The sequence below is a fragment of the Silanimonas sp. genome, assembly GCF_027530345.1.
Taxonomy (GTDB): domain Bacteria; phylum Pseudomonadota; class Gammaproteobacteria; order Xanthomonadales; family Xanthomonadaceae; genus Silanimonas.
Map to the genome: position 1 here is coordinate 83,442 of NZ_JAPZQK010000024.1, position 24,378 is coordinate 107,819.

General features: G+C 68.7%; 21 protein-coding genes, 1 tRNA gene and 2 pseudogenes. 13 read left to right on the plus strand and 11 right to left on the minus strand.

Translation table 11 applies throughout. The features are described from left to right. Positions 1-6: 6 nt before the first annotated feature. Complete coding sequence (locus O9255_RS12970; RefSeq protein ID WP_297867291.1) at positions 7-1,263, plus strand: threonine synthase; 1,257 nt, start codon at positions 7-9, stop codon at positions 1,261-1,263. 54 nt (positions 1,264-1,317) lie between these two features. On the opposite strand, the gene O9255_RS12975 is transcribed toward O9255_RS12970, so the two are convergent. From O9255_RS12975 to rsmD, 9 genes are read right to left on the minus strand one after another with little or no spacing between them, the layout of a single operon-like run. Then, positions 1,318-1,713, minus strand: coding sequence for an MAPEG family protein (locus O9255_RS12975; protein WP_297867292.1), 396 nt, complete (start codon positions 1,711-1,713; stop codon positions 1,318-1,320). Then, positions 1,713-3,107, minus strand: coding sequence for an alkaline phosphatase PhoX (locus O9255_RS12980; RefSeq protein ID WP_297867293.1), 1,395 nt, complete (start codon positions 3,105-3,107; stop codon positions 1,713-1,715). Before O9255_RS12980 ends, O9255_RS12975 begins: the two co-directional genes overlap by 1 nt. Before the next feature lie 36 nt (positions 3,108-3,143). Next, positions 3,144-3,572 (minus strand): DUF4920 domain-containing protein, encoded by a 429-nt coding sequence (locus O9255_RS12985; protein ID WP_297867294.1) that lies wholly within the window; start codon positions 3,570-3,572, stop codon positions 3,144-3,146. 26 nt (positions 3,573-3,598) lie between these two features. Continuing rightward, the gene (locus tag O9255_RS12990; protein ID WP_297867310.1) at positions 3,599-4,474 is read right to left on the minus strand and encodes an MBL fold metallo-hydrolase; all 876 of its coding nucleotides are present in this window, start codon (positions 4,472-4,474) and stop codon (positions 3,599-3,601) included. A 14-nt stretch (positions 4,475-4,488) separates the two neighbouring features. After that, positions 4,489-6,216 carry a gamma-glutamyltransferase gene (gene ggt / locus O9255_RS12995; protein ID WP_297867295.1) on the minus strand — a complete coding sequence of 576 codons (1,728 nt, stop codon included), beginning with the start codon at positions 6,214-6,216 and terminating at the stop codon, positions 4,489-4,491. Further along, a complete protein-coding gene (locus tag O9255_RS13000; RefSeq protein WP_297867296.1) occupies positions 6,216-6,470 on the minus strand; it encodes a YfhL family 4Fe-4S dicluster ferredoxin in 255 nt (84 codons plus the stop codon). Before O9255_RS13000 ends, ggt begins: the two co-directional genes overlap by 1 nt. A 46-nt stretch (positions 6,471-6,516) precedes the next feature. Then, positions 6,517-7,032 (minus strand): hypothetical protein, encoded by a 516-nt coding sequence (locus O9255_RS13005; RefSeq protein ID WP_297867297.1) that lies wholly within the window; start codon positions 7,030-7,032, stop codon positions 6,517-6,519. A 23-nt stretch (positions 7,033-7,055) separates the two neighbouring features. Continuing rightward, positions 7,056-7,550, minus strand: a complete 495-nt coding sequence (gene coaD / locus O9255_RS13010) for a pantetheine-phosphate adenylyltransferase (RefSeq protein ID WP_297867298.1) — start codon at positions 7,548-7,550, stop codon at positions 7,056-7,058. A gap of 38 nt (positions 7,551-7,588) precedes the next feature. Next, positions 7,589-8,179: a 16S rRNA (guanine(966)-N(2))-methyltransferase RsmD gene (gene rsmD / locus O9255_RS13015; protein ID WP_297867299.1), complete on the minus strand. Its 591-nt coding sequence runs from the start codon at positions 8,177-8,179 to the stop codon at positions 7,589-7,591. Between the two features lie 93 nt (positions 8,180-8,272). Here rsmD and ftsY point away from each other — a divergent pair. The 4 genes and pseudogenes from ftsY to O9255_RS13035 form a co-directional block, all read left to right on the plus strand. Next, a pseudogene (gene ftsY, locus O9255_RS13020) lies at positions 8,273-9,349 on the plus strand (signal recognition particle-docking protein FtsY); the annotation flags it as partial. Further along, positions 9,346-10,461 (plus strand): hypothetical protein, encoded by a 1,116-nt coding sequence (locus O9255_RS13025; protein ID WP_297867300.1) that lies wholly within the window; start codon positions 9,346-9,348, stop codon positions 10,459-10,461. The pseudogene ftsY and the gene O9255_RS13025, both read left to right, overlap by 4 nt. Next, positions 10,458-11,498 carry an A/G-specific adenine glycosylase gene (mutY, locus tag O9255_RS13030; RefSeq protein WP_297867301.1) on the plus strand — a complete coding sequence of 347 codons (1,041 nt, stop codon included), beginning with the start codon at positions 10,458-10,460 and terminating at the stop codon, positions 11,496-11,498. The genes O9255_RS13025 and mutY overlap by 4 nt, the downstream gene beginning before the upstream one ends. Further along, positions 11,495-11,767, plus strand: coding sequence for an oxidative damage protection protein (locus O9255_RS13035; RefSeq protein WP_297867302.1), 273 nt, complete (start codon positions 11,495-11,497; stop codon positions 11,765-11,767). Before mutY ends, O9255_RS13035 begins: the two co-directional genes overlap by 4 nt. A gap of 19 nt (positions 11,768-11,786) precedes the next feature. Here O9255_RS13035 and O9255_RS13040 read toward each other — a convergent pair whose 3' ends face one another. Beyond that, positions 11,787-12,233 (minus strand): DUF6491 family protein, encoded by a 447-nt coding sequence (locus O9255_RS13040; protein ID WP_345781379.1) that lies wholly within the window; start codon positions 12,231-12,233, stop codon positions 11,787-11,789. A gap of 166 nt (positions 12,234-12,399) precedes the next feature. Between O9255_RS13040 and O9255_RS13045 the strand changes: the two genes are divergently transcribed. The 8 genes and pseudogenes from O9255_RS13045 to O9255_RS13080 form a co-directional block, all read left to right on the plus strand. Continuing rightward, positions 12,400-12,475, plus strand: a tRNA-Phe gene (locus O9255_RS13045). Positions 12,476-12,678: 203 nt separating this feature from the next. Then, positions 12,679-14,379, plus strand: coding sequence for a DUF1800 domain-containing protein (locus O9255_RS13050; RefSeq protein WP_297867303.1), 1,701 nt, complete (start codon positions 12,679-12,681; stop codon positions 14,377-14,379). A gap of 4 nt (positions 14,380-14,383) precedes the next feature. Continuing rightward, complete coding sequence (locus O9255_RS13055) at positions 14,384-15,835, plus strand: DUF1501 domain-containing protein (protein ID WP_297867304.1); 1,452 nt, start codon at positions 14,384-14,386, stop codon at positions 15,833-15,835. Positions 15,836-15,968: 133 nt separating this feature from the next. After that, the gene (locus O9255_RS13060) at positions 15,969-18,185 is read left to right on the plus strand and encodes a DUF1800 family protein (protein WP_297867305.1); all 2,217 of its coding nucleotides are present in this window, start codon (positions 15,969-15,971) and stop codon (positions 18,183-18,185) included. Between the two features lie 3 nt (positions 18,186-18,188). Continuing rightward, a complete protein-coding gene (locus O9255_RS13065; protein ID WP_297867306.1) occupies positions 18,189-19,649 on the plus strand; it encodes a DUF1501 domain-containing protein in 1,461 nt (486 codons plus the stop codon). Between the two features lie 70 nt (positions 19,650-19,719). Beyond that, a complete protein-coding gene (locus O9255_RS13070; protein WP_297867307.1) occupies positions 19,720-20,175 on the plus strand; it encodes a hypothetical protein in 456 nt (151 codons plus the stop codon). A gap of 88 nt (positions 20,176-20,263) precedes the next feature. Continuing rightward, a complete protein-coding gene (locus O9255_RS13075) occupies positions 20,264-22,054 on the plus strand; it encodes an acyl-CoA dehydrogenase C-terminal domain-containing protein (RefSeq protein WP_297867308.1) in 1,791 nt (596 codons plus the stop codon). A 1,127-nt stretch (positions 22,055-23,181) separates the two neighbouring features. Beyond that, a pseudogene (locus O9255_RS13080) lies at positions 23,182-24,117 on the plus strand (methyl-accepting chemotaxis protein); the annotation flags it as partial. A 137-nt stretch (positions 24,118-24,254) separates the two neighbouring features. Here O9255_RS13080 and O9255_RS13085 read toward each other — a convergent pair. Beyond that, positions 24,255-24,378 (minus strand): integrase core domain-containing protein (locus O9255_RS13085; protein WP_297867225.1); only part of this gene is annotated, 124 nt, incomplete at its 5' end.

Sequence of the window (24,378 nt, forward strand, 5' to 3'; positions counted from 1 at the left end):
CCCGCCATGTCCTACGTCCGCTGCCTGCGCGGCCTCGCCTCCGGTGTCGAGTATCCCCACGACGTGCCAATGAACCTCGACCCGGCCGATGGCCGGCCGGTCGAGATGGTGCTCGACCTCGAACGCCTCGCCCGCGAGAGGCCGAATGCCGCGTGGTACGACCCGCGCCGCAAGGACCTTTGGCGCTTCGGCGGCCTGCTGGCGCTCGACATCACGGACCCTGCCGATGCCGCGCATATCGTGTCCTTGGGCGAAGGCCACACGCCCGAGCTCGACTACCGCGACCATGCGGTGGCGAAGGCGGCAGGGCTCTCTCTGTGGCTGAAGGACGAAGGCCAGCACTGGCCCGGCTTCGGCGGCAACCCGACGCGCAGCTTCAAGGACCGCGGCATGGCCATGGCCGTCGCGCAGGCGCGCCGTCTCGGCCTGAAGAAACTCGCTGTGCCCACGCAGGGCAACGCGGGGGATGCGCTGGTGCGCTACGCGCTCGCGGGCGATCTCGACGTCGTCGTCGCGATGCCCGAGGACACGCCGCTGCCGATCATGGGCAGCGTGGCCGTCGCGGCGAAAAAGCACCCGGGCCGCGTCACGCTCGAACTGGTCGGCCCGACTATCCGCGAAGCGGGCGCGTTCCTGAAGGAACACTACATCCCGCAGGGCTGGTTCTCGGTCGCGACCTTCCAGGAACCGGGCTGGCGCATCGAGGGCAAGAAGACGCTCGGCCTCGAGATGGCGGAACCCAAAGACGGCGGCACGCGCTGGTCGCTGCCGGACGCGGTGATCTACCCCACGGGGGGCGGCACCGGCGTGCTCGGCATGTGGAAGGCGTGGGACGAAGTCCAAGCCCTCGGCTTGATCGATTCGCGTCGCCCGCGGATGTACTGCGTGCAGAGCGAGGCCACCACGCCGCTCGTGCGCGCGTTCGACGCCGGTGCCGACGACACCACCGCTTTGCCCGCCGGCAAGACGATCTCGACGGGACTGAACGTGCCCGGCGGCGTCGGGCATTTCCGCGTACTGCAGATCATCCGCGCGAGCCAAGGCGCGGCGATCGCCGTCTCGGAAGCCGACACCGCCGCCGAGCTGCAGCGCGTCTGGCACGAGCGCCAGCATTGGATCAGCCCGGAAGGCGCGGCCTGCCTCGCGGCCCTGCCTCAGTTGCTCGACCGCGGCCTGTTGAAGCGCGGCGAACGCGTCGTCGCCGTCAACACCGGCTCACTGGAGAAGTACCTCTCCGACCTGCGCGGGATCCTCGGCGCCTGAGCAGCGCGCCTCCGGAGGCGGCGCGGGGCCGACGACGGCGCCGCCCCCTGAACCTCAGCCCGCCTGCACGGCGGCCACGAAGCCCAAGATCAGCTGGCCAGCAAGCACCAGCAGCAGGGCCCAGGTCAGCAGGATGCCCCAGAAGCGGCCGAAGCTGACCCCCGCCGAACCGGACAAGCCCACCGCATGGAGCACGCGAGCCAGCAGCAGTCCGGCGCCGCAGGCATGCACCATCGCGACGCTGGCGCCGTTGTTCTCGGCGATCAACAGCATCACCAGCAGCAGCGGCACGTATTCGATGGCATTGGCCTGCGCGCGGATGGCGCGGGCCAGCCCGGCGTCGCCACCGTCCCCGATCCCGATCCGAAGCTTCCTGCGCAGCAGGGCGATACGCAAGGACAGGGCGAAGATCAGTAGGGCGCAGAGCGCCGCGTAGAGGCCAGTGAGCATCAGAGCAGTCCTTCCTTCCAGGGGCCGGTGATGGCGACGGTGAAGCCCGGCGTGTAGACGTTGACGAACAGCCAGCGGCCGTCCGGGGAGAAACAGGCGCCGGCGAACTCGCTGTTGGAGTAGTCGCCAGTGAGGCCGTGGAAATTCTCGTAGATGCCGTTGTTCTCGGCGAACTGGAAGAGCCCTCCCTCCGGTGTCAGCCCGAACAGCGACTGCGCTTCCTTGCGGTAGCTGTCCTGGCAGAGGATCAGGCCACCGCGCGGCGACATCGCCAGATTGTCCGGGTAGTAGAGGGTTTCCTGCGCCGGCGACTCGAACACCAGCTGCAGTTCGGAGGCCTTGGCGTCGTAGGCCCAGACCTGCCCGCTGTTCGCGTCACCACCGCTGGTCGACGTGAAATAGATCGTGTCGCCCTGCGCGTAGCAGCCCTCAAGGCGGATGAAGGCGCTGCCGCCGTTCGCCAGACCCTCGCGGACGTTGCCATCGGTCTTGCCCGAGGGCCCGATGCCACGCTCGGGATGCTCGATGGCCACCCACATCGCCTTGAACCGGTCGCCCGTGCGATGGCCACGACGCAGGTCGGCGGCCCCTTCGGCCTTGAGCATCCAAAGCGTGCCGCCGCGGGCCAGCTCGCCCTTGACCGTCGGAACGAAACGATAGAAGCCCGCGAACGGATCGGCATCCTCGGTCAGGAACACATCGCCGCTCGCCTCGTGCACCGCCGCCGCCTCATGCACGCGCTGGCCCATCGCGACCAGCGGCTCGGCGTTCGAGGCCCGGTCGAACGGCACGTCGAACACAAAACCATGGGCATGCTTGAGGTCGACCACACGCTCGTCGAACACGGCGCGGCCGCGGTCCAGCACCTGCTCCTCGCAGGACAGCCAGCTGCGCCAGGGCGTGATGCCTCCCGAGCAGTTGCGCAGCGTGCCGGACAGCGAAGCGCGGGATTCCAGCAATTCGCCCTTGTCGGCATCGAACACCATCGTCGTGGTGCCGCCGTCGACGTCCGGGTCGTAGGTCATCGAAGCGTCGCCGAACGTGCCTGCCTCGCCGTCGCACTCGTGATTGCGCACGAGGGTCAGCCGCGAACCGTCCGCATGCACGATGCCCATGCCGTCGTGGTGCGAAGGCGTCGGCCGGCCATCGCTCATCGGCGTGGTCGACCAGCCGAAGCTGCGGTAGCTGAAACCGGCCGGCAGCTTCAGCAGCGGCAGGCCGGTCGTGGCGTCGGCGACCGGCGCCAGCGGCCCGAAGCCCGCGATGCGCCCCGCCGGCAGGCCCGCTTGGGCGAGCAGCCGGCCGAACGGCGAGAGTCCCAGCGCGGCGGCACCGACGGTGGACGCGGAGAGCGCGAGGAAGCGACGGCGGGCAAGGACGGGGTCAGGACGCATGGTGCGAGGCTCGAGGAGGCGGGGACCGCCAGTGGATCAGGGTTCGATGACGATCGAGGTGGCGAGGATCTGCCACTCGCGGCCGGCTTCGATGCCGCCGCCGCTCTCCTCGTTGTAATGCTGGGCTTGCTCGGCGCTGAGTTCGACCGGCTTCAGTTCGCCGAACACCACGGCCGTGCCGCTGGCGTCCTTCGGCAGGAAGAATTCGTGCCCGGTCTTGACCCGGATGCCGGTGCCGCCCGCGTCGAGCATCACCCAGCAACCCTTGGCTTGGCAGACCTGGGTGATGCGGCCGCTGAACTTCATGGAATGGCCGGCGTGGTGCTCAGCGTGCGCGAGCAGCTCGGTGACCGGCATGGCGTCACCGTCGGGCATCGGCTGCCCGTAGGACGCGGCCGAGGCCAGCGGCGAAAGGGACAGCGAGAGCAGCAGCGCGGCGGCGAGGCGGAACGGAGCGGTGCGCATTGGGAATCCTTGGGTGGGAGGAACGGTCAATGGGGCAAAGGCGCGCCGACGAGCACCGGGAGCTCGTCGCGGGTGCCGTATCGGCCTTTGTCGTCGCGCGCCACGCGCGCCATGGCGCAGCCGTGGTCGTGGGTGAAGTAAAGCCGGACGTCGCGCTTCAGCATGTCGTCGAGGAAACCGCGCTTCTCGTCGATCAGCGTTTCCGGCGAACGGTCGTAGCCCATGGTCACCGGCAGGTGCACCCAAGGCCGGCCGGGGATGAGGTCGGCGCAGAACACCACGCCGCCCTGCCCGCCTTCACCGACGATCTCAGCCAGCATCAGGCCCGGCGTGTGGCCATCGCTGTGGTGGAAGCGCACGGCGGCACCCAGTGCGCGGCTGTGGTCGCCCTCGACCACTTCCAGCCGGCCGCTGGCCTCGAGCAGCCCCGCAAGCTCCGGGATGAAGCTGGCGCGGTCGCGCGGATGCGGCGTCTTTGCCCGCGCCCAGTGCGCGGCGCCGACGACGAACGTCGCGTTCGGGAAAAGCAGCCGCGGCGGCTGGCCCTCGGCCCAAGGGGCGAGCAGCCCGCCGGCGTGGTCGAAATGCAGGTGCGAGAGCACGACGACGTCCACGTCCTCATGCGAGGCGCCGGCTTCGGCCAGTGAATCCAGCAGCACATGCTGCGGCTCCACCACGCCGAAACGCTCACGCATCTTCGGCTCGAAGAAGGCGCCGATGCCGGTTTCGAACAACACCGTCTTGCCAGCGAGGCCCTTGGCCAACAGCGCGCGGCAGGCCAGCGGGATGCGGTGCTGCTCGTCGGGCGCGATCCACTGCGACCACATGGCGCGCGGCACGTTGCCGAACATCGCGCCGCCGTCGAGACGCTGCGAATTGCCGAGGATCGACCACAGGCGGATGCCGCTCGTCGCGCTCACCGGAAGATGCCTCCGTCCTGCGTGCTGCCCTTGCCGACGGTCTTCCAGCGCGGGTCGGCGCCGGCTTCGACATCGCCATCCGTGAGGTCCCAGGTCACGACCTGCATGTTGCCCCAGGTGCGCGGCTCCTCCTTGATGACGTGGCCACGCGCCTCGAGGCCGGCGCGAAGCTCGGGCGACAGCGCGTCCTTCTCGATCGACACTTCGTCCGGCAGGTACTGGTGGTGGACCCGCGGCTCGGCGGCGGCCTCGAGCGCCGAAGCGCCGGCGTCGAGCGCCAACACGCCCTGGATCACCATGCTGATGATGCGGCTGCCGCCCGGCGTGCCAAGCACCGCGATCTGGTCGTCGCCCACGACGATCGTGGGCGTCATCGACGACAGCGGGCGCTTGCCCGGCGCGATGGCGTTGGCGTCGTCGCCGACGAGACCGAAGGCGTTCGGCACGCCGGCCTTCACCGAGAAATCGTCCATCTCGTTGTTGAGCAGGAAGCCGGTGCCCGGGATCACCATCGCATTGCCGTAGGGCAGGTTCACCGTCTGCGTCACCGAGGCGATATTGCCCTCGGCGTCGACGATGGAGAAATGCGTGGTGTCGGGCCGCTCGAGCGCCGTGACGCCCGGCAGCATCGCGCTCGGCGTGGCCTTCTCGGGATGGATGCCGGCGCGCAGGCCCGCGGCATAGGCCGGGTTCGTCAGCAGCTCGACCGGCACGTCGACGAAATCCGGATCGCCGAGGAACACCGCGCGGTCGCGGTAGGCGCGGCGCATCGCTTCGATGCGCAGGTGCAGGCGGTCGAGCTCGCTGCGCTTCGACCAGTCGTAACCGTCGAGGATCTGCAGCGTCTGCGCCAGCGCGATGCCGCCCGACGACGGCGGCGGTGCGGTGACGACGGTCTTGCCGCGATGCTGGAACACCAGCGGCTCGCGTTCCACCACGCGGTACTGCGCGAGGTCGTCGAGCGTCCAGATGCCGCCGGCCGCGCGAACGCCGTCGACCAGGCGCTTGGCGATGTCGCCGCGGTAGAAGCCGTCGAAGCCGTCGCGCCCGAGGCGCTTCAGCACCTCGGCGTAATCGGGGTTGCGCATGCGCGTGCCCAAGGCGGGCGTCTTGCCGTCGACCAGCAGCAAGGGCGCTGCGCCCGCATCGGCAGCGAGCGCCGCTTCACGCCAACCCATCATCGCGAGGTTCTTGTCGCCGAACGTCCAGCCCTCCTCGGCCAAGGCCACGGCGGGCGCCAGCGAATCGGCCAGCGGCAGGCGGCCATAGGTCTTCGAGACATGCACCAGCGCCGCCGGCAGACCGGGGATCGCCGCGGCCAGCGGGCCGTCGATGGTCTGGCGCGGGCGCGGCTCGCCGGTGGCCGGGTCGAGGAACATGTCGCGGGTGGCCGCGAGCGGCGCGCGCTCGCGCCCGTCGACGAACACCACCTTGCCGTCACTGGCGCGGCGCAGCAGGAAGAAACCGCCACCGCCGATGCCGGAACTCTCGGGTTCGACGAGGCCCAGCGCCGCACTCACCGCCACCGCGGCATCGAAGGCATTGCCGCCCTTGCGGAGCACGTCCATGCCGGCATCGGTGGCCTGCGCATTGGCGCTGGCAATGGCGGCGCCGTCGGGGCGCTGCCCCTCGGCATGGGGCAGCTCGCGCGCAAACGTGGCCGGTGACGAAAGGCCAGCCGCCAGGACAAGGGCGGCGGCGACCAGCATCGGGCGGAACGACATCAGGCCATCTCCCGCTGCAGCGCTTCGAACTTGAGCTGCAGCTCGGTCTTGGATTCGGGGTGCGACGGATCGAGTTCGATGCACTCGACGGGGCAGACCACCATGCACTGCGGTTCGTCGAAGTGCCCGACGCATTCGGTGCACTTCGGCGGCGCGATCTCGTAGATCGCCTCGCCCTGGGAAATCGCGCCGTTGGGGCACGCCGGGGCGCAGACGTCGCAGTTGATGCAGGTTTCGAGGATGCGCAGGGCCATCAGGCGGGCCTCGGCGGGCGACGGGCGCCCGCCGGGTGGACGCGGATTACTGCGCTTCGACGAAGCGGAACTCGGCACCGGCCGAGAGGGCCGCCTGGCGAACGCGCGACTCGTCCTTCGATTCGCCGATGAAGAGCACGCGCGAACCCTTCAGCGCGGTGTCCTGGATCGACTCGTCCTCGAAGGCCTCGACGATCAGGTCGGCCATCATCGTGCTGTTCGGCGACGAGAAGCTCAGCATGTTGCCCGGCAGCACGCCGCGCTGCAGCACCGTGCGCACGTCGCTCATCATGCGCGAGTACGGGCCGTCCTCTTCCGCCGGGTCGGTGGCGGCGGGCAGGTAGTAGTTGAACGTGCGCTCGGTGATGCCGTCGGTGTTGATGCCGATCACCTGGCCGAGGTAGGTCTTCCACTCGGCATCGTCCTGGCTCTTCGGCGCGACGAGCACCACGGCCTCGGCCTCCGACTGGGCTTCCTTGTCCTCGTCGTCCACCTCGCCCTGGCAGGCGGTGAGGGTCAGGGCGAGGGCGGCCGACGCGGCCATCAGGGCGAAACGGTTCATGGTGGTCTCCTTGGAAAGCGGGATCAGGGGCTGCGGAAACGCGCCTCGAGGGCGCGCGCCACGACCGGGGGAACGAAGCCGGACACATCGCCGCCGAGGCGGGCGACTTCGCGGACCAGGGTCGAGGAAATGAAGCTGTGCTGCTCGGCCGGCGTGAGGAACAGCGTCTCGGCCTCCGGGATGAGGTGCCGGTTCATGCTCGCCAGCTGGAACTCGTACTCGAAGTCCGACACCGCGCGCAGGCCGCGCAGCAGCACGCCGGCGCCGCATTCACGGACGAAGTTCGCGAGCAGGCCGTTGAAGGCGCGCACCTCGACGTTCGGATGGTGGGCCAGCGCCTCGCGGGCCAGCGCCTCGCGCTGCTCGACCGGCATCACCGGGTTCTTGCCGGTGCTCCCGGCCACGCCGACGATCACCTTCTCGAAGATCGGCGCCGCGCGCGCCACGAGGTCGGCATGGCCGTTCGTGATCGGATCAAAGGTGCCGGGATAGAGGGCGATGCGGTGACGGGAAGACATGCCGGGCCACAGGTGCGGGACCCGCCGAGTGTAGCAACTCAGCCTTGCTCGACTTTGTAGAGCGCAGCCCTGACCTCGCGGGTCGCGGTTTCGCGCAGGAGCACCCATCCAGCCGGCACCGCGGGCACCGCATCGACCGGGCTTTCCACGTACACCCGTGCCCGCGGTGCAAGGCGAGGCACCAGGGCGGCCAAGGCCTCGGCCCAGAGCCCGCCCGCGAACGGCGGGTCGACGAAGGCCAGATCCCAAGGCCCAGCTTGGGCCGCCAGGAAGGCCATCGCGGACTGCGCGTGGACCTGCACCTTCCCACCGCTGCCATCACGCCCCAGACGCGCCGCCGCGCTGCGCAGCGCGTCAATGGCCAACGGCGCGCTTTCCACCAGATCGACGCAAGCCGCGCCGCGCGACGCTGCCTCGAACCCGAGGGCTCCGGTTCCGGCGAACAGATCGAGTACGCGAGCCCCAGCCAGCTCGCCGTGCAGCCAGTTGAACAGGGTCTCGCGCACGCGGTCGGACGTCGGCCGCAGTCCCGGGAGGGCCGGCACTGGCAACTTCGAACCGCGCCAGGCGCCGCCAATGAGGCGGACCTGCCCGGCGGCGGCAGGCGCAGCGGCAATGCGGGGCTTCATCGGGGCGTTCCGGAGGCGGGTGGTAAGCTCGTCAAACATTCTGCGCGATGCCGCGCCTCCCCCGCGACGATGTTCGACTGGTTCAAGAAGAAACCCCAACCGGCTGCCGTGCCCGCGAGCCCATCCGCGGAGCCGCAAACCGCCGAAGCCCGCACCGAACCCACCGCACCGACGATCCCGAGCCCCGATCCCGTGCCCACGGGCTTAGCGCCGGTCGAACCCGCCCTGATCGAACCGGTCGCCACGGGCTGGTGGGGCAAGCTGCGGCAAAGCCGCTTCGCCACCGGCCTGCGCGGCCTGTTCTCGTCCAACCCGAAGCTCGACGATGCCCTGCTCGACGAGATCGAGACCGTGCTTCTCGGCGCCGATGTGGGCGTCACCGCGACCGACACGCTGGTCGAGGACCTGCGCCGGCGCCTGCGCGCCCGTGAATTCGAGGACGCCCATGCCCTGCAGCGCCACCTGCGCGCGCAGCTGCTGGCCATGCTGCGTCCGGTCGCCCAGCCGCTGGTGATCGACGCCACCCGCGCGCCGTTCGTCATTCTCACCGTGGGCGTCAATGGCGTCGGCAAGACCACGACGATCGGCAAGCTCGCGCATCGATTCCAGAAGGACGGCCTGAAGCTCGCCCTCGCCGCCGGAGACACGTTCCGCGCGGCGGCCGTCGAGCAACTCAAGGTCTGGGGCGAGCGCAACGGCGTCACCGTCGTCGCGCAAGGCCAGAACGCCGATGCCGCGGCGGTGATCTTCGATGCGCTGCAGGCGGCGAAATCGCGCGGCCTCGACCTGCTGATCGCCGACACCGCCGGTCGCCTGCACACCCAGCAGGGCCTGATGGCCGAACTCTCGAAAGTGGCGCGCGTGCTGGCGAAGCTTGATGAGACCGCCCCTCACGAGGTGCTGATGGTCATCGACGGCACCACAGGGCAGAACGCCGTGAACCAGGTGCGCCAGTTCCTCGCCGCCGCGAAGGTGAGCGGCCTCGTCGTCACCAAGCTGGACGGCAGCGCCAAGGGCGGCGTGGTGTTCGCGCTCGCCCGCGAGTTCGGGCTGCCCATCCGCTTCGTCGGCCTCGGCGAGACGATGGAGGACCTCCGCGTGTTCGACCCGGATGCCTTCGTCGATGCGCTGCTGCCCGAGCTCGGCAGCGCGGAGCGCGGCACGTCGTGAACCCGGCCCCGGCCGACGCTCCCGCGCCCTCCGAAGTGCCCCCGCCGACGCGCCCGCTCCTCCGCCGCAGCCTGCGGGTGCTGGGCGTCGCGGCCGCGCTGCTGTTGGTCGTCGCGCTGTCGTCGCCATGGTGGTTCAACGCGCGCCGCGTCGCCGACCTCGCGCTGGCGCAGGCTGACAGCGCTACGGGCCTCGATTGGGACTACGACGGCGAACCGGCCCTTCGATGGCGCCCACAGCCCTGGCTATCCCTGCCTGGCCTGCGCGTGCGGGACGCCGCCGGCCGCAACCTCCTCGCTGCCGAGCGGCTGGAGATCGCCCTGCCCTGGTCGACGCTTCGCGGCGAGTCGCTGCGCGTGGACGCTCTGCGCGTCGAAGCGCCCGACATCGATCTCGACGCCGCCCTCGCGTGGTGGAACGCCCAGCCGGCCAGCGAGGTCGCCGACCTGCCCCGGCTGGATGGGCTGGTGATCACTCGCGGGCAGCTGCGCTGGGCCGAGGGCGCGCTGCAGGATCTGGAACTCACGCTGCCGCGCTTCGCCCTGGGCGAACCCATGGCGCTCGCGCTGCGCGGCAAGGTGGTCGACACCTCGGCGAGCCATCGTGCGCCCTTCGATTTGGCCCTTCGGATCGACGCGGTCCCCGAGGCCACTCCGCTCCGGTTGGAAGGCTTCGCGATCCATCTCGACGGAACGGGCCCGATCGCAGCCACCACAGCGAAGGGCCGACTGCAGTTCACGCCCTGGGCGCTCGATGCGAGCGGCGAGATCGCGTCGTGGCCCGAGGCCTGGCCGGCCCTGCCCGCCCCCTTGTCGACCAGCCCGTCGCCGCTCGCGTTCAGTCTGGCGCAGCAGGGCGAATCCGCGATGGCAGCACACACCGTGCTCTCGCTGAAGCGGGACACGCACCACGTCGATGCCGAAGGCAGCCCCGAAGCGGTAATGGCCTGGCTGGAGGATGCCGATGCCGCCGCGCTGCCGCCGCTTCGCGTGCGCGCCGCCTTGCCCGAAGTGGACCTCGACGGCGTCCGCCTGGAAGGCGTCACCATCGAGCTGGACGACCCAGCGGCCGATGCCACTGGGGCAACCGATGCCCCGGAGCCGCTCCGATGAGCCAAGGGCCCGATAGCGCATCGTTCCCAACGCGTCTGCTCGCGTGGTTCGACACCCACGGACGCCACGACCTGCCCTGGCAACACCCGCGCACGCCCTACCGCGTCTGGGTCAGCGAGGTGATGCTGCAGCAGACCCAAGTGCAGACCGTCATCGGCTATTTCGAACGCTTCCTCGCCCGCTTTCCCGACCTGCCGTCCTTGGCCGCTGCGAACGAGGATGAGGTGCTCGCGCTGTGGTCCGGGCTCGGCTACTACAGCCGCGCGCGCAACCTGCATCGCGCCGCGCAGGCCTGCGTGGCCCGTCACGGCGGCACGCTCCCCCAAGAGATCGATGCGCTGTCGGCCCTGCCCGGCATCGGCCGCAGCACGGCTGCGGCGATCCTCGCGCAGGCCCATGGCCAACGCCATGCCATCCTCGACGGCAACGTCAAGCGCGTGCTCACCCGCCTGCTCGGCGAGGCGGAGTGGCCGGGCAAATCGGCGGTCGAGCGCCGCCTGTGGGCCGAAGCCGAGGCACGCCTGCCGCACGAGCGCCTCGCCGACTACACCCAGGCGCTGATGGATTTCGGCGCCACGCATTGCACGGCACGGAAACCGCGATGCGCCGACTGCCCGATGCGGAGCGAATGCCAAGCACACGCCGCCGATGCCATCGCAGGGATCCCGGCACGCAAACCCGCCAAGGCCACGCCAACGCGTGCGGTGCGCCTGCTCGTATTCCGCGATCCCGACGGCCGCGTCCTGCTGGAGCGCCGCGTCGCCAAGGGCGTGTGGCAAGGCCTCTGGAGCGTTCCCGAAGCCGCTGACGACGATGCTGCCAAGGCGCTGCGGGCCGCCCTCGACGCCGACGACGGCACCGCGCTGCCCGCTTTCCTGCACGCCTTCAGCCACTACCGCCTGCAGGCATCACCGGTACTTCACCGCGTCCGCGACGCCAGCGAAGCCACGAACGACCTTCGATGGGTCGCCCGCGCCGACTACGATGCGCTCGGCCTGCCCCGTCCTATCCGAACCCTTCTGGAGTCCCTCCCATGAGCCGTACCGTCCATTGCACCAAGCACGGCGTCGATGCCCCTGCCCTCGCCTTCGCCCCATGGCCGAGCGCGCTCGGCAAGCGCATCTTCGAGAGCATCGGGCAACCGGCGTGGCAGGAGTGGCTGGCGCACCAGACCATGCTGATCAACGAGAACCGGCTTTCGCCGATGGACCCGAAGCACCGCGCCTTCCTCGAAACGGAGATGGAGAAGTTCCTGTTCGGCGGTGGCGCGGAGAAGCCGGCGGGCTACTTGCCCCCCAGCGCCTGAGGCGAACGCCGGACGCGGATCAGGACTCGCGTTCCACGACCTCGACCGGCGCCTGTCGCGCCGCCTTCTCGCTCTCGCGAAGCGCCGCCACGTCGATGGGACGGATCGAGCGGATGCGGCAACTGCCGTCGCGCGTCCGCACGCGGTCGAAATCGGCGTAAACGCGGCTCATGCTCGAGGTCACGCCGATCGACAAGGACCAGCGCAACTCCGGGCATGGGTCTTCGACGGTCAGCAGGTAGGCCTGTCGCGCCCCGGTCCACACCGCCACGGCGTGGTCGCCAAGCGCGGTGTAACCATCGATACGGAAGAAGCGGAAGCTGCCGACAGGTTCGCCCGCAGCGGCTTCGTAGCGCGCCAACGAGGCGGCCTCGCGCTCCGTGGCGGCCGTCGAACCGAGCGTGGCACAACCCGCCAGCGCGAAAGCCGACGCCGCGAGGGCGGCGATCCGAGACATCGAGGTCATCTTCCACTCCTTGTTCGAAAGCCCGGGAAAGGGACCCTCGAACGCTACACCGGCGGCGCGCATGCCCTGCCCCCATGGTGCCGAGGGTTGGCGTCGATTCAGCCCCATCGCACCCTTGCCAGCGCGATGCGCCGCTGCTAAAGTTTCGGCTTCGCTTCGGCGACGTGGCTAGGTAGCTCAGTTGGTAGAGCAGGGGATTGAAAATCCCCGTGTCGGGGGTTCGATTCCCTCCCTGGCCACCATACAAAACAAGGGCTTGCGAGCAATCGCAGGCCCTTTTTCTTTGGCCGGCCCGCCGATTCCATCGAAAGGGCTCCACAGGTGTCAACCGGACGAGGACTGGCACGTTAGCTCGGAGACGCACCGCCCGGAGTCCACGATGTCCGACCTTCCGACTGCCCTACCGCGAGCACGGGAATCCGCCCGCTCCCGCTTCGGTTGCGCCATGGCCCTCGCACTGGGACTCGCCGCGAGCGGGTCCGCATCGGCACAGACCGTGACGGACGCACAGCGCGATGCGGCCCGCCTGCTGGCCCAAGCCACCTTCGGCCCGACGCTGCCTGAAATCGACCGCGCCGCGGCGATCGGGCCGGCAACATGGATCGACGAGCAGATCGCCGCACCCGCGACGCTCCATCTCGGGGCGACGGACGTGCACTACCGGGCGATGCTGCCTCTCTACAACGTCGGCCGCGCGACGCCGGAAGCCAGCTGCATCCAATCCCTCGTCTGCCGCTACGCGCGCCGCGACATCTGGTGGCGCACGTCGATCACCGCGCCCGACCAGCTGCGCCAGCGGACGGCATTCGCCCTGAGCCAGTTCTTCGTCGTCTCCGATCTCAACGCCGATGTCGCCTACACGCAGTACGCGCCGGCGGACTTCTACGACACCCTGGTGGTGAACGCCTTCGGCGATTTCCGCACCCTGCTCGAGGAAGTCACGCTGCACCCCGCGATGGGCCGCTACCTCGGGATGCTGCAGAACGAGAAAGCCGACCCCGCGCGCAACACCGAACCGGACGAGAACTACGCCCGCGAGGTGATGCAACTCTTCACCGTTGGCCTGACCGAACTGAACCCGGACGGCACCCCGCACACCGCCCCCGACGGCAGCCTGATGCCGACCTATGGCGACCCGGAGATCACCGACTTCGCCCGCGTGTTCACCGGCTGGAACTACGCCAATGCCACGCGCTGGAGCTTCGGCCGAGGCGCTGCCGGCATCCCCGGCCACATCGAGGCGATGCGGCCCAACGAGGCCTACCACGACACCGGGGCCAAGACGCTGCTGCGCGGCCAGCGCCTCGCGGCCGGACGCGCCGCGGCCACCGACCTCGACGACGCACTCGACAATCTCGCGAACCACCCGAACGTCGGCCCCTTCCTCGCCCGCCACCTGATCCAGCGTCTCGTCACCAGCAACACTTCGCCGGCCTATGTCGGTCGCGTGGCCGCCGTGTTCGCCAACAACGGACGAGGACAGCGCGGCGACCTCGCGGCCGTGGTGCGCGCCGTGCTGCTCGATGTCGAAGCCCGCGACCCGACGATCGCCGCGGGCGCCGATTACGGAAAGCTACGTGAGCCCCTGCTCCGCTACACGGCGCTCTGGCGCGCTTTCGGCGCGCAGGGCGTGAGCGTGAGCAACAGCGCGGGATCGGTGGGCGGCATCTTCCGCTTCTACTCGAGCGATTCGCTGCTGGCCCAGGCCCCGCTGTCGGCGCCTTCCGTATTCAACTTCTACCGGCCGAACTACCGGAAGCCTGGCGAAATCCGCGACCGCGGCCTGTTCTCGCCGGAGTTCCAGATCGTCAACGACAACACCGCGATCGCGATGGCCAATCGCCTGCATGGCGCCCTGTTCAACAGCGATCGCGACGTGACCAGCGGGCGCACGCTCGCCAACACCATCGCGGCACTGGGCAATCTGCCACTCGACTTCAGTGTGGAGAAATCGCTCGCAGCGCGGCCGGAGGCCCTCGCCGACCGCCTCGATCTTCTGATGATGGCGGGGCGCATGCCGCCGCCGATGCGTGCCGTGCTGGTGGACGCCATCGGCCGCATGCCCTCCAACGACGGTGGCCGCCAGCGCGTCGAGGACGCGGTCTTCCTGGTCGCATCGTCCCCACAGTTCTCGGTGCAGAGGTAAGCCCATGGCCACGCCCATCGATCCCGCACGCCGCCGTTTCCTTGGCACAAGCAGCAGAATCGCCCTCGGCAGCGCCTGCGCGCTCGCCACCCTCGGGCGCCTCGAGCTGGCCCAGGCCGCCTCGCGCCCCGGCGACTACCGTGCCCTCGTCTGCCTTTACCTGCTCGGCGGCAACGACAGCTACAACATGGTCGTGCCGCGCGACACCGGCGCGCATGCGACCTACGCGGCGGCCCGCCCGGCACTCGTGGTGCCTCGCGAGCAACTGCTGCCAATCACGCCCCTCAGCGGCGGCCAGGGCGCGGCGTGGGGCCTGCACCCGGGGATGCCCGAGATGGCCGATCTGTTCGGCCGCGGCCGCGCGGCCCTGCTGGCCAATGTCGGGCCGCTGGTTCAACCGACCTCGGCAGACGATTACCGGCAGGCCCGGGTCCCGCTGCCGCCCGAGCTGTTCTCGCACATCGACCAGCAGGCGCACTCCATGAGCCTTGGCAGCGAAGTGGAGTCGCGGCCGGGCTGGGGCGGCAAGCTGGCGGACCGGCTCGCCGAACGCTTCGCTGCGAATCGCGACGCCAACGGGCTGCCCACGGCCCTCTCGCTGTCTGGCGCGAATGCCTGGCAGAACGGCAGCGACGGCGGCTTGTACAGCTTGGGCAGCACCGGGGTGACACGGCTCGACGCCACGCTGCGCAGCGACCCCTCGGCGCGGTGGACCACCCGCCGCGATGCGTTCAACGCCCTGCTCGACCTCGGCGAACGCGACAGTTCGACCTTCGTGCGCGAGTCGTCGCGCTCGACACGACGCGCCCGCGATTTCGCGGAAAGCGTCAATGCAGCGATCGAGCCGGTCTCGCCGTCGACAGTGTTCCCATCCACGACCCTCGGCAGCGCGATGCGGACCATCGCCCGCGTCATCGGCGCACGCCGCACCCTTGGCCAGACGCGGCAGGTGTTCTACGTCGGCTTCGGCGGCTGGGACACCCACGACAACATGCTCGAGGACCACCAGGCGCTGCTCTCGACCATTTCGCAGGCGCTGGGCGCCTTCCATCAGGCCACCGTCGAACTGGGGGTCGCCGACGCGGTCACCACGTTCACCATGACCGACTTCGGGCGCACGCTGAACAACAACGGCGACGGCACCGACCACGGCTGGGGCGGCCACAGCTGGGTCATGGGCGGCGACGTCGTGGGCGGCCACTTCTACGGTGCGATGCACGAGTACGCGCTGGGAAGCAGCCGCGATGTCGGCCGCGGACGGATGGTGCCCACCACGGCGGTGGACCAGCTCGGGGCGACGCTGGCCCGCTGGATGGGCCTCGGCTACGGCGATGCCATCGAGATTTTTCCGAGGCTGCCCGCCTTCGGCAGCGGCGCCGACTACCTGCCGGTGTTCGCCAGCACCAACGCCCAGTTGAATGGCACCGGCTTCACGCGGAATCGCGGAAAGGCATGAGGTGCTCCGGAAGACGACGCAGGGGAACTGTGACCACCGCCTCCAAAACACCGCACAGGCGGCCGTTTGACGTTGTTTGACAGACTGGGAACTGGGTAGCCTAGGCCACCCTTTCAACGCCCGGAGCGCTGACATGCGCCCCCTTCGTCAGGCACAGCTTGCCGTCATCGGTCTTGCTGTCGCTTTCGCCCTGCCCAGCGCCGCCCAATCGACGTTCACCAGCACCGCCGTGGTCGAGCACAGCGGGATGTGCCTTGAGGTGCCAGGCGCGTCGACGGCGAACAACCTGCAGCTCGTGCAGAACACCTGCAATGGGCGTCCGGAGCAGAACTTCCGGTTCCAGGTCATCGATGCTGCCAGGCAACGCTTCAGTGTCGTAGCAACGCACAGCAATCTTTGCCTTTCGGCGAATGGCAGTACCGCGACCGACGGTCTCGCGCTCATCCAGACCGCATGTTCCAGCGGCGACACGATGCAGGTCTTCCAGCTCGAGCGGCTCCGGGGCGGTGGACTGCCATTCCGTATCCGAGGCATCTCTTCCGCCCGTTGCGTCGAGGTCACCAACAGCGACACCCGCACCAGCCGACCTGTTCAGTTCAGAAGCTGCCAAGCGCTGGATTCAGGCCGCAACCAGAACTGGACGCTTGCCGGCGCGGCGACCGCCGGCTTCGGCGCGGGCGCAGCTCCCACGACGGCCCAGGCCGACGCGGCGCGCCTGCTGATGCAAGCCACCTTCGGCCCCACGGAAAGCGAGATCAACCGGGTCGTTTCGCTCGGTGCCGATGCTTGGATCACCGACCAGTTCAACCGCCCGGCGTCGAGCCACCTCGCCACCCACCAGGCCATCCACAATGAGCTGTCGCCGCATGTGGGCGGCAATGCCGACGACCTCGCCTGCCGGTTCAGCTACGTCTGCCAATTGGGCCGCCACGACACCTGGTGGCAGATCGGCGTGCGCGGCGAGGACCAGCTGCGTCAGCGCGTGGCCTTCGCGCTCAGCCAGTTCTTCGTCATCTCGGAAGTCAGCGACAACGTCGGCTACTCGCAGCTGGCGATCAGCGACTACTACGACACCCTCGCCGTCCACGGCCTCGGCAACTTCCGCACGCTGCTTGAGGAAGTGACGCTGAATCCGCTGATGGGCCGCTACCTCGGCATGCTGCAGAACGAGAAGGCCGACACGCGCACCAACACCGAGCCGGACGAGAATTTCGCCCGCGAGGTGATGCAGCTCTTCTCGATCGGCCTCGTCGAGCTGAACATTGACGGCACGCCGAGGCTCGACGGCAACGGCAACACCATCCCCACCTACGACAACACGCGCATCACCAACCTCGCGCGCGCGCTCACCGGCTGGAACTTCAGCAACGCCGCGCGTTGGGGGGTTTGGGAAGGCGACGTCAAGCTGCCGGGCCTGATCAGCAACATGACGGCGTGGCGCACGACGCAGGGCGAGATCTACCACGACACCGGCGCCAAGACCCTTCTCGGTGGCACCCCGGTGCCCGCCGGCGGCACGGCGGCCGCCGACCTGAGGATCGCCCTCGACAACCTGTTCAACCATCCGAACGTCGGGCCTTTCCTCGCGCGCCACTTGATCCAGCGGCTCGTCACCAGCAATCCGAGCCCGGCCTACGTGCGCCGCGTGGCCGAGCGCTTCAACAACAATGGCAGCGGTGTCCGCGGCGACATGCGCGCGGTGGTGCGCGCGGTGCTTATGGATCCCGAGGCCCGCGATACCGCCCAGACGCAGCAGTACGGCTACGGCAAGGTGAAGGAGCCGATGCTGCGCTTCTCAGCGGTGCTGCGGGCCTTCAACGCCGAAGGCCAGGCAGTGGCCACGGCAGGCGGCGCCACGACGCGCGGGCTGCTCCGCAACCGCGGCATCGGCATCGACATGTCGCAGTCCATCATGGGATCGCCGTCGGTCTTCAACTTCTACCGGCCGAACTTCATGCCGACCGGTGACCTGCGCCAGCGCGGCCTCGTCGCTCCGGAGCTGCAGATCCTCAACGAAGCGGTGGCGGTGAGCTCGATCAACCACTTGCACGGCCGGCTTTGGCAGACGGACAGCGCTGACACGACCATCCCGACCACGACGAACGATCCGCGTTTCTACTGGACGCGCTACCGCTTCAACCTGTCGGCCGAGAAGGCGCTGGCCGTGGCGCCCGAGAAGCTTGTCGACCGCATGAACCTGCTGCTGATGGGTGGGCGCATGCCGGCCGACATGCGGACCATCCTGATTTCGTCGACCTACGCCACGCCGATGAACGACGGCGGTGGCGACCGCGTGGAAGACCTGATCTTCCTGATCGCTTCGTCCTCCCAGTTCGCCACGCAGAGGTAATCCATGGACCGCATCGACAAGGCGAACGAGCGCCGCCGCTTCCTCGCTGGCGCGAGCCGCATCGCGCTCGGCAGTGCCGCCGCGATGGCGACCATGGGCCAGTTGCAGATGGTGCATGCCGCGACGCGCAGCAACGAGAAGTACAAGGCGCTGGTCTGCGTCTACCTGTTTGGCGGCAACGACAGTTTCAACATGGTCGTCCCCCGCAGCACCACCGCCTACGGCACCTACAACGCGGCCCGACCGGCGTTGGCCATTCCGCAGGCGAACCTGCTGCCGATCACCCCGACCGCAGGCGCGGGCGGGGTCGACTGGGGCTTGAATCCGGCCATGCCGGAGCTCCGGGCCTTGTTCGAAAGCGGCCGTGCCGGTCTGATCGGCAATGTCGGCCCGCTGGTCACGCCCACGACCAAGTCGGACTACCAGAACCGCCGCGTGCCGCTGCCGCCGGAACTCTTCTCGCACGTCGACCAACAGTCGTACTCGATGTCGATGGGCAGCGAAACGGCGGCCAAGGCCGGCTGGGGCGGCCGCCTCGCCGACCGCCTGCAGGCCGCAGGCTTCGGCTCGTCCACCGGCCTGCCGATCGGTCTCACGATGTCGGGCGCGAACGCGTGGCTCGCCGGCTCGCAGACGGGCATGTACACCCTCGGCAGCTCCGGCCCCTCGCGCATCGACGCCAGCCTTCGGACCGCCACCGACGCTCGCAGCGTCGCCCGCCGCACCGCCTTCAACCAGCTCCTCGACGCCGCGCAGCGCGACAGCTCGGCCTTTGTGCGCGAGCACGGCCGGATGAACCGTCGCGCCATCGATTTCAGCGAATCGGTGTTCAACGCCATCAACAACGTGCCGGCCCCGGCGACCGTATTCCCGACCGGCCGCTTCGGCGACACGTTGCGCACCGTCGCCCGCACGATCGCCGCCCGCGGCGCCCTCGGCCAGCGCCGGCAGATCTTTTTCGTCGGCCTCGGCGGCTGGGACACGCACGACGGCCAGCCCGTCGACCACCCCCGCCTGCTGACCACGGTCAGCCAAGGCCTTGCCGCGTTCTACAACGCCACGATCGAACTGGGTGTCTCGCGCGATGTCACGACGTTCACGATGAGCGACTTCGGCCGCACGCTGAACAACAACGGCGACGGCACCGACCACGGCTGGGGCGGCCACAGTTGGATCCTCGGCGGCGACGTCGTGGGCCGCCGCATCTACGGCACCATGCCGGACTATGCGCTGGGCTCGTCGCAGGACGTCGGTCGCGGTCGGATGATCCCGACCACGCCTGTCGAGCAGCTGGGCAGTACGTTGGCGCGCTGGTTCGGGCTCGGATTCTCCGACGCCAACGAGATATTCCCCAACGTGCGCAATTTCGGCAGCACCGGCGACTACCTGCCCATGCTCGCCAGCACCAACGCCGTCATCAACGACGTGGGCTTCACGCGCAACCGCGGCGGCGGCAAGGGTTGATGCGAGGCCGACCTCGTCGGCCATACGCACTGGTATGCTCCGCGGGCCTTGTGTGTCCCGGAGTCTCCACGTGTTTCGAGTCACCCTACTCGCCCTGATCGCCCTACTCCTCGCCGCCTGCGCCAGCGGGCCGGTGAAGCGCGTGTTCCCCCCGGAAGCGCGCGTGCAGGAGATCCTCCTGCAGGACGGCCGCGCAACCGTGCAGCTTCGAGTGCAGAGCTTCAGCACCGTGCCGAGCGAAGTGGAGGCCTATGCGCTCACGCTCGAATTCGCTGGCGCGGAAGCCACGCGACTGCAGGGCGAGACCAACCTGACCGTGCTGCCCCAGGCCGCGGAAACCTTCACCATCGAAACCACGCTTGATGCCGCTGCGCTGGAGCGCGCGAAGGCGGCGCTGGCCAACGGCACGGCGCTGCGCTATCGCCTCCATGGCACGATCACCGTGGAGCCGAACGGCCGCGCCTACCCCATCGACTACAGCAGCGCGCTGAGCCGCGCCCCAGGCCTCGACGGCGTGCTCCGCTGAGCAAGCCGGACCTGCTGGGATCGCACCTCGCACCCGCTGGCTGCTGCCCTCCGTTTTCCCCTCCCCATCGCCGACAGACCTCCTTCGCATGAACACCTACAAAGCCCCAGTGCGCGACATGAGCTTCGCGCTGTTCGACGTGATCCAGGCCGAAGCGCTCTACGCGAAACTCGGCATCGAGGCAGCCCAGCGCGACGTCATGGACGCCGCGCTCGAGGAGGCCGCGAAGTTCAACGAGAACGTGCTCGCGCCGCTCAACAGCGTCGGTGATCGCGAAGGCTGCACCTTCGACAAGGCCACCGGCGCGGTGAAGACCCCGACCGGTTTCAAGGAGGCCTACACGCAGTTCGTCGAAGGCGGCTGGGCGGGCATCACCGCGCGCGCCGAGCTCGGCGGCATGGACCTGCCCGAGAGCTTCGGCGTGGTCATGAAGGAGATGATCGACGCCGCCAACCTGAGCTGGGGCAACTACCCGCTGCTCTCGCACGGCGCGACGGAAGCGCTCAAGCACCACGGCGAGCCGTGGCAGCAGGAGGTGTTCCTGAAGGCGATCGTCGAAGGCCGCTGGACCGGCACGATGTGCCTCACCGAGCCGCACTGCGGTTCCGACCTCGGCCTGCTGAAGACCCGCGCCGAACCGATCGCCGACGGCAAGTACGCCATCACCGGCACCAAGATCTTCATCACCGGCGGCGAGCACGACTTCACCGACAACATCGTGCACCTCGTGCTGGCGCGCCTGCCGGACGCACCAGCCGGCACCAAGGGCATCTCGCTCTTCATCGTCCCGAAGGTGAAGGTCGCGCGCGATGGCAGCGTCGGCGAGCGCAACGCGGCGCGCTGCGGCTCCATCGAACACAAGATGGGCATCCACGGCTCGGTCACCTGCGTGATGAGCTTCGACGGCGCCGAGGGCTACCTCATCGGCCAGCCGAACAAGGGCCTCGCGGCGATGTTCACCATGATGAACACCGCGCGCCTCGCCGTCGGCATCCAGGGCTTGGGCCTCATTGATCGCGCCTTCCAGAATGCCCTGCGCTACAGCCGCGACCGCCTGCAGATGCGCGCGCTCTCCGGTGCGAAGGAGCCCTCGAAGCCGGCCGACCCGATCATCGTCCACGCCGACATCCGCCGCATGCTGCTCACCAGCAAAGCGCTGGCCGAAGGCGGCCGCCTGCTGGCGTACCACGCGGCCACGCTGGTCGACGTCATGGAGCGCACCAGCGACGAAGCCGAGCGCAAGCAGGCCGACGACCTGCTGAGCTTCCTGACGCCGATTGTGAAGGCCTGCCTCACCGAGTGGTCGGTGGAGTGCACGTACAACTCACTGCAGTGCTTTGGCGGCCACGGCTATGTCGCCGAGTGGGGCATGGAGCAGCTCGCCCGCGATGCCCGCATCACGACCATCTACGAAGGCACCACGCAGATCCAAGCGCTCGACCTGCTCGGCCGCAAGGTGATGCAGCAGCAGGGCGTGGGCCTGAAGCAGTTCCTCGGCATGATCCAGCAGTTCTGCGAGCAGAATATTGGTAACGCCTCCGTAGGGGAGTTCATCGGCCCGCTGGCCACGCTGGCCAAAGAGTACGCCGACACCACGATGGCGGTCGGCCGCAAGGCCGCCGGCAATCCGGAAGAGATCGGTGCGGCCTCGGTCGACTACCTGTTCTACTCGGGCTACGTCGCCCTCGCCTACTGGTGGGCGAAGAGCGTGGCCGTCGCCGAAGCCGGCGACTATCCGGCCGACTTCAAGACGGCGAAGCGCGAGACCGCGCGCTTCTACTTCCAGCGCCTGCTGCCGCGTACCCGCCTGCACAAGGCTGGCATCGAGGCAGGCCCGGACTCGCTGCTCGCGCTGGACGCCGCGTTGTTCGACAGCTGATTGGCCATGCCGGAGGGCCTAGCCCTCCGGACTCGGCGGCTTCGTCTCAGGGCTGCATCGACCTGACAGCGTGGAGCCGCCGCTGGCGAACCATCGAAGGCGCCAGCACGGCGCGCCCCTGGGTTCCTCAGTTTTCGGCGTGCTCCTTCACGGAAAGCATGCTTGAGATTTCGAAACAATCGATTTAGTGCGTGGTTGCATGCGCACTTATGGAAGCACCGCGGCGGTTCCATGCCGCTGGGCCTGAATCCGCCACACGGTGACCTGCATCGGAGGGTTTTCTAATGTTTCGGAGTCCGTTGATCTTCCATCCGCGCTTTCCTGGAGTGGTGTTGCTCACCGTGGCCGCCGTGGGGCTGCTCTACCCCGTGCTCGTCCATGCGATCGCCGAACTCGCCGACGTTCCGGTCCAACGCGCGACATGGCTCGGAGGGGTGTCGCTTGCCCTGCTCGCCGGCTTGGCCCTTCCTGCGTGGCAGCGTCGCACGATCGGCGCAGACCAGTTGCAGGGCGTGCTCAGTGCCCTCGCCAGCAGGGACCTGCAGTCCGTCGATGCCGCAGCCAAGCGCCTGACGACGTCCGACGACCTTGCTTCCGGTCTCAAGGCCGCGCTGAATGAACGCACGAAGCTGCTGATCGACCTGCGCGAGCGTGGCAAGGAGCTCGACGCCTTCGCCACTGCGATCCAGCTCTGCTTCCGCGAGGACCTGCCGGACCCGGCCGCCAGACTTGCCGCGCTCGCGCTGCGACTGCCGGAATTCTGGCTGCACCCCGAACACGCGATCGCCTGCATCCGCTACGGAGGAAACCGCTTCGTCTCGACCGGGTTCAAGGATTCCCCATGGCGCCAGATCGCCCACTTCAGGACCATGGACGGCATCGAGGGCAGCATCGAACTGGCCTACACCTGCGCGCTTCCCGAACTTGACGAAGGCCCCTTCCTGGCAGAAGAGCGTGTCCTTATCGACAAGCTGGCTTCGCTCCTTTCGGGCTATCTCGACAGCGACATCGGCCACCGCAATCTGGATGCGGCGGATGCCGCCCTACGCGAGCTCAGCGACGTCGTGTCTGAGACCGCGCGCGGAAACTTCTCCCGGCGCATGCAGCCCGACCGCACCAATTCCGCGCTGACCGACGTCGTCAATGGCCTGATCGAAACCCTCGACCAGAACATCGGCACGGTGAGTCGATCCATGCGCGCACTTTCGCAGGGCGATCTGCGCACCACGGTAGAAGGGCAGTTCGAGGGTGCGTTCGCCGTGCTCCAGGGTGACATCAACAGCACGATCATGGCGTTAAGGACGATGCTGGGCGAGATTCAGGCGGCTGCTAAGGCCATCGACAGCGCAGCCAGCGAAATCGCCGCCGGCAACGCCGACTTGTCTTCGCGCACCGAGCAGCAGGCGGCAGCCCTGGAAGAAACCGCCGCCAGCATGGAGGAACTGACCTCCACCGTACGCGGCAACGCCGACAACGCACGCAGCGCGAACCAATTGGCCATCGGAGCCGGCGATGTCGCCGAACGGGGAAGCCGCGTGGTTCGCCAAGTGGTCGACACCATGGGCGAGATCAACGCGCAGTCGCGCAAGATCGAGGACATCATCGGCGTCATCGACGGCATCGCCTTCCAGACCAACATCCTCGCGCTCAATGCCGCCGTCGAGGCGGCTCGCGCCGGAGAGCAGGGTCGCGGCTTCGCGGTGGTCGCAAGCGAAGTGCGTACCCTCGCGCAGCGCTCGGCGTCCGCCGCCCGTGAGATCAAAAGCCTGATTTCCGAGACCGTTGAACGCGTCGACACCGGCAGCCAACTGGTCGACTCCGCCGGCACCACCATGGGCGAGATCCTCTCGGCGGTAACGCGCGTCACCAACATCATGGGCGAGATCAGTGCGGCCTCGGCGCAGCAGACCTCAGGCATCGAGCAAGTCAGCACCACGGTGACCCACATGGACGAGGCCACCCAGCAGAACGCGGCACTCGTGGAAGAAGCCACCGCTGCCGCCCGTGCACTGGAGGACCAGGCCAGCCGGCTGGCACAGAACGTAGGGCGGTTCAGGCTCTAGACCCGGGGCGGCGGTTCACGGCACAAGACGCAGAAAACTGAAAAGCCGGACATCTCGCGATGGCCGGCTTTTTCATTTCAACGACTTACGTCATGAATTGGTCGGGACGGCGGGATTCGAACCCGTAACCTCCCCCGTCAAGCGGACAGTTCGAAAGTAGAGCTTCTGGCCTCGTGGTGATTTCGGAACTCGGCGGGCGTCATGCCGCCAAGGGCGTCGTGGGGGCGGTGCTCGTTGTAGTCGATCAGGAAGCGCCACGTG

What these genes read in the sequence shown, in the direction of transcription:
- O9255_RS12970 (WP_297867291.1), top strand. Translation starts at nt 7, where the DNA reads ATGTCCTACGTCCGCTGCCTGCGCGGCCTCGCCTCCGGTGTCGAGTAT.
- O9255_RS12975 (WP_297867292.1), bottom strand. Translation starts at nt 1,713, where the DNA reads ATGCTCACTGGCCTCTACGCGGCGCTCTGCGCCCTACTGATCTTCGCC.
- O9255_RS12980 (WP_297867293.1), bottom strand. Translation starts at nt 3,107, where the DNA reads ATGCGTCCTGACCCCGTCCTTGCCCGCCGTCGCTTCCTCGCGCTCTCC.
- O9255_RS12985 (WP_297867294.1), bottom strand. Translation starts at nt 3,572, where the DNA reads ATGCGCACCGCTCCGTTCCGCCTCGCCGCCGCGCTGCTGCTCTCGCTG.
- ggt (WP_297867295.1), bottom strand. Translation starts at nt 6,216, where the DNA reads ATGTCGTTCCGCCCGATGCTGGTCGCCGCCGCCCTTGTCCTGGCGGCT.
- O9255_RS13000 (WP_297867296.1), bottom strand. Translation starts at nt 6,470, where the DNA reads ATGGCCCTGCGCATCCTCGAAACCTGCATCAACTGCGACGTCTGCGCC.
- O9255_RS13005 (WP_297867297.1), bottom strand. Translation starts at nt 7,032, where the DNA reads ATGAACCGTTTCGCCCTGATGGCCGCGTCGGCCGCCCTCGCCCTGACC.
- coaD (WP_297867298.1), bottom strand. Translation starts at nt 7,550, where the DNA reads ATGTCTTCCCGTCACCGCATCGCCCTCTATCCCGGCACCTTTGATCCG.
- rsmD (WP_297867299.1), bottom strand. Translation starts at nt 8,179, where the DNA reads ATGAAGCCCCGCATTGCCGCTGCGCCTGCCGCCGCCGGGCAGGTCCGC.
- mutY (WP_297867301.1), top strand. Translation starts at nt 10,458, where the DNA reads ATGAGCCAAGGGCCCGATAGCGCATCGTTCCCAACGCGTCTGCTCGCG.
- O9255_RS13035 (WP_297867302.1), top strand. Translation starts at nt 11,495, where the DNA reads ATGAGCCGTACCGTCCATTGCACCAAGCACGGCGTCGATGCCCCTGCC.
- O9255_RS13040 (WP_345781379.1), bottom strand. Translation starts at nt 12,233, where the DNA reads ATGACCTCGATGTCTCGGATCGCCGCCCTCGCGGCGTCGGCTTTCGCG.
- O9255_RS13050 (WP_297867303.1), top strand. Translation starts at nt 12,679, where the DNA reads ATGGCCCTCGCACTGGGACTCGCCGCGAGCGGGTCCGCATCGGCACAG.
- O9255_RS13055 (WP_297867304.1), top strand. Translation starts at nt 14,384, where the DNA reads ATGGCCACGCCCATCGATCCCGCACGCCGCCGTTTCCTTGGCACAAGC.
- O9255_RS13060 (WP_297867305.1), top strand. Translation starts at nt 15,969, where the DNA reads ATGCGCCCCCTTCGTCAGGCACAGCTTGCCGTCATCGGTCTTGCTGTC.
- O9255_RS13065 (WP_297867306.1), top strand. Translation starts at nt 18,189, where the DNA reads ATGGACCGCATCGACAAGGCGAACGAGCGCCGCCGCTTCCTCGCTGGC.
- O9255_RS13075 (WP_297867308.1), top strand. Translation starts at nt 20,264, where the DNA reads ATGAACACCTACAAAGCCCCAGTGCGCGACATGAGCTTCGCGCTGTTC.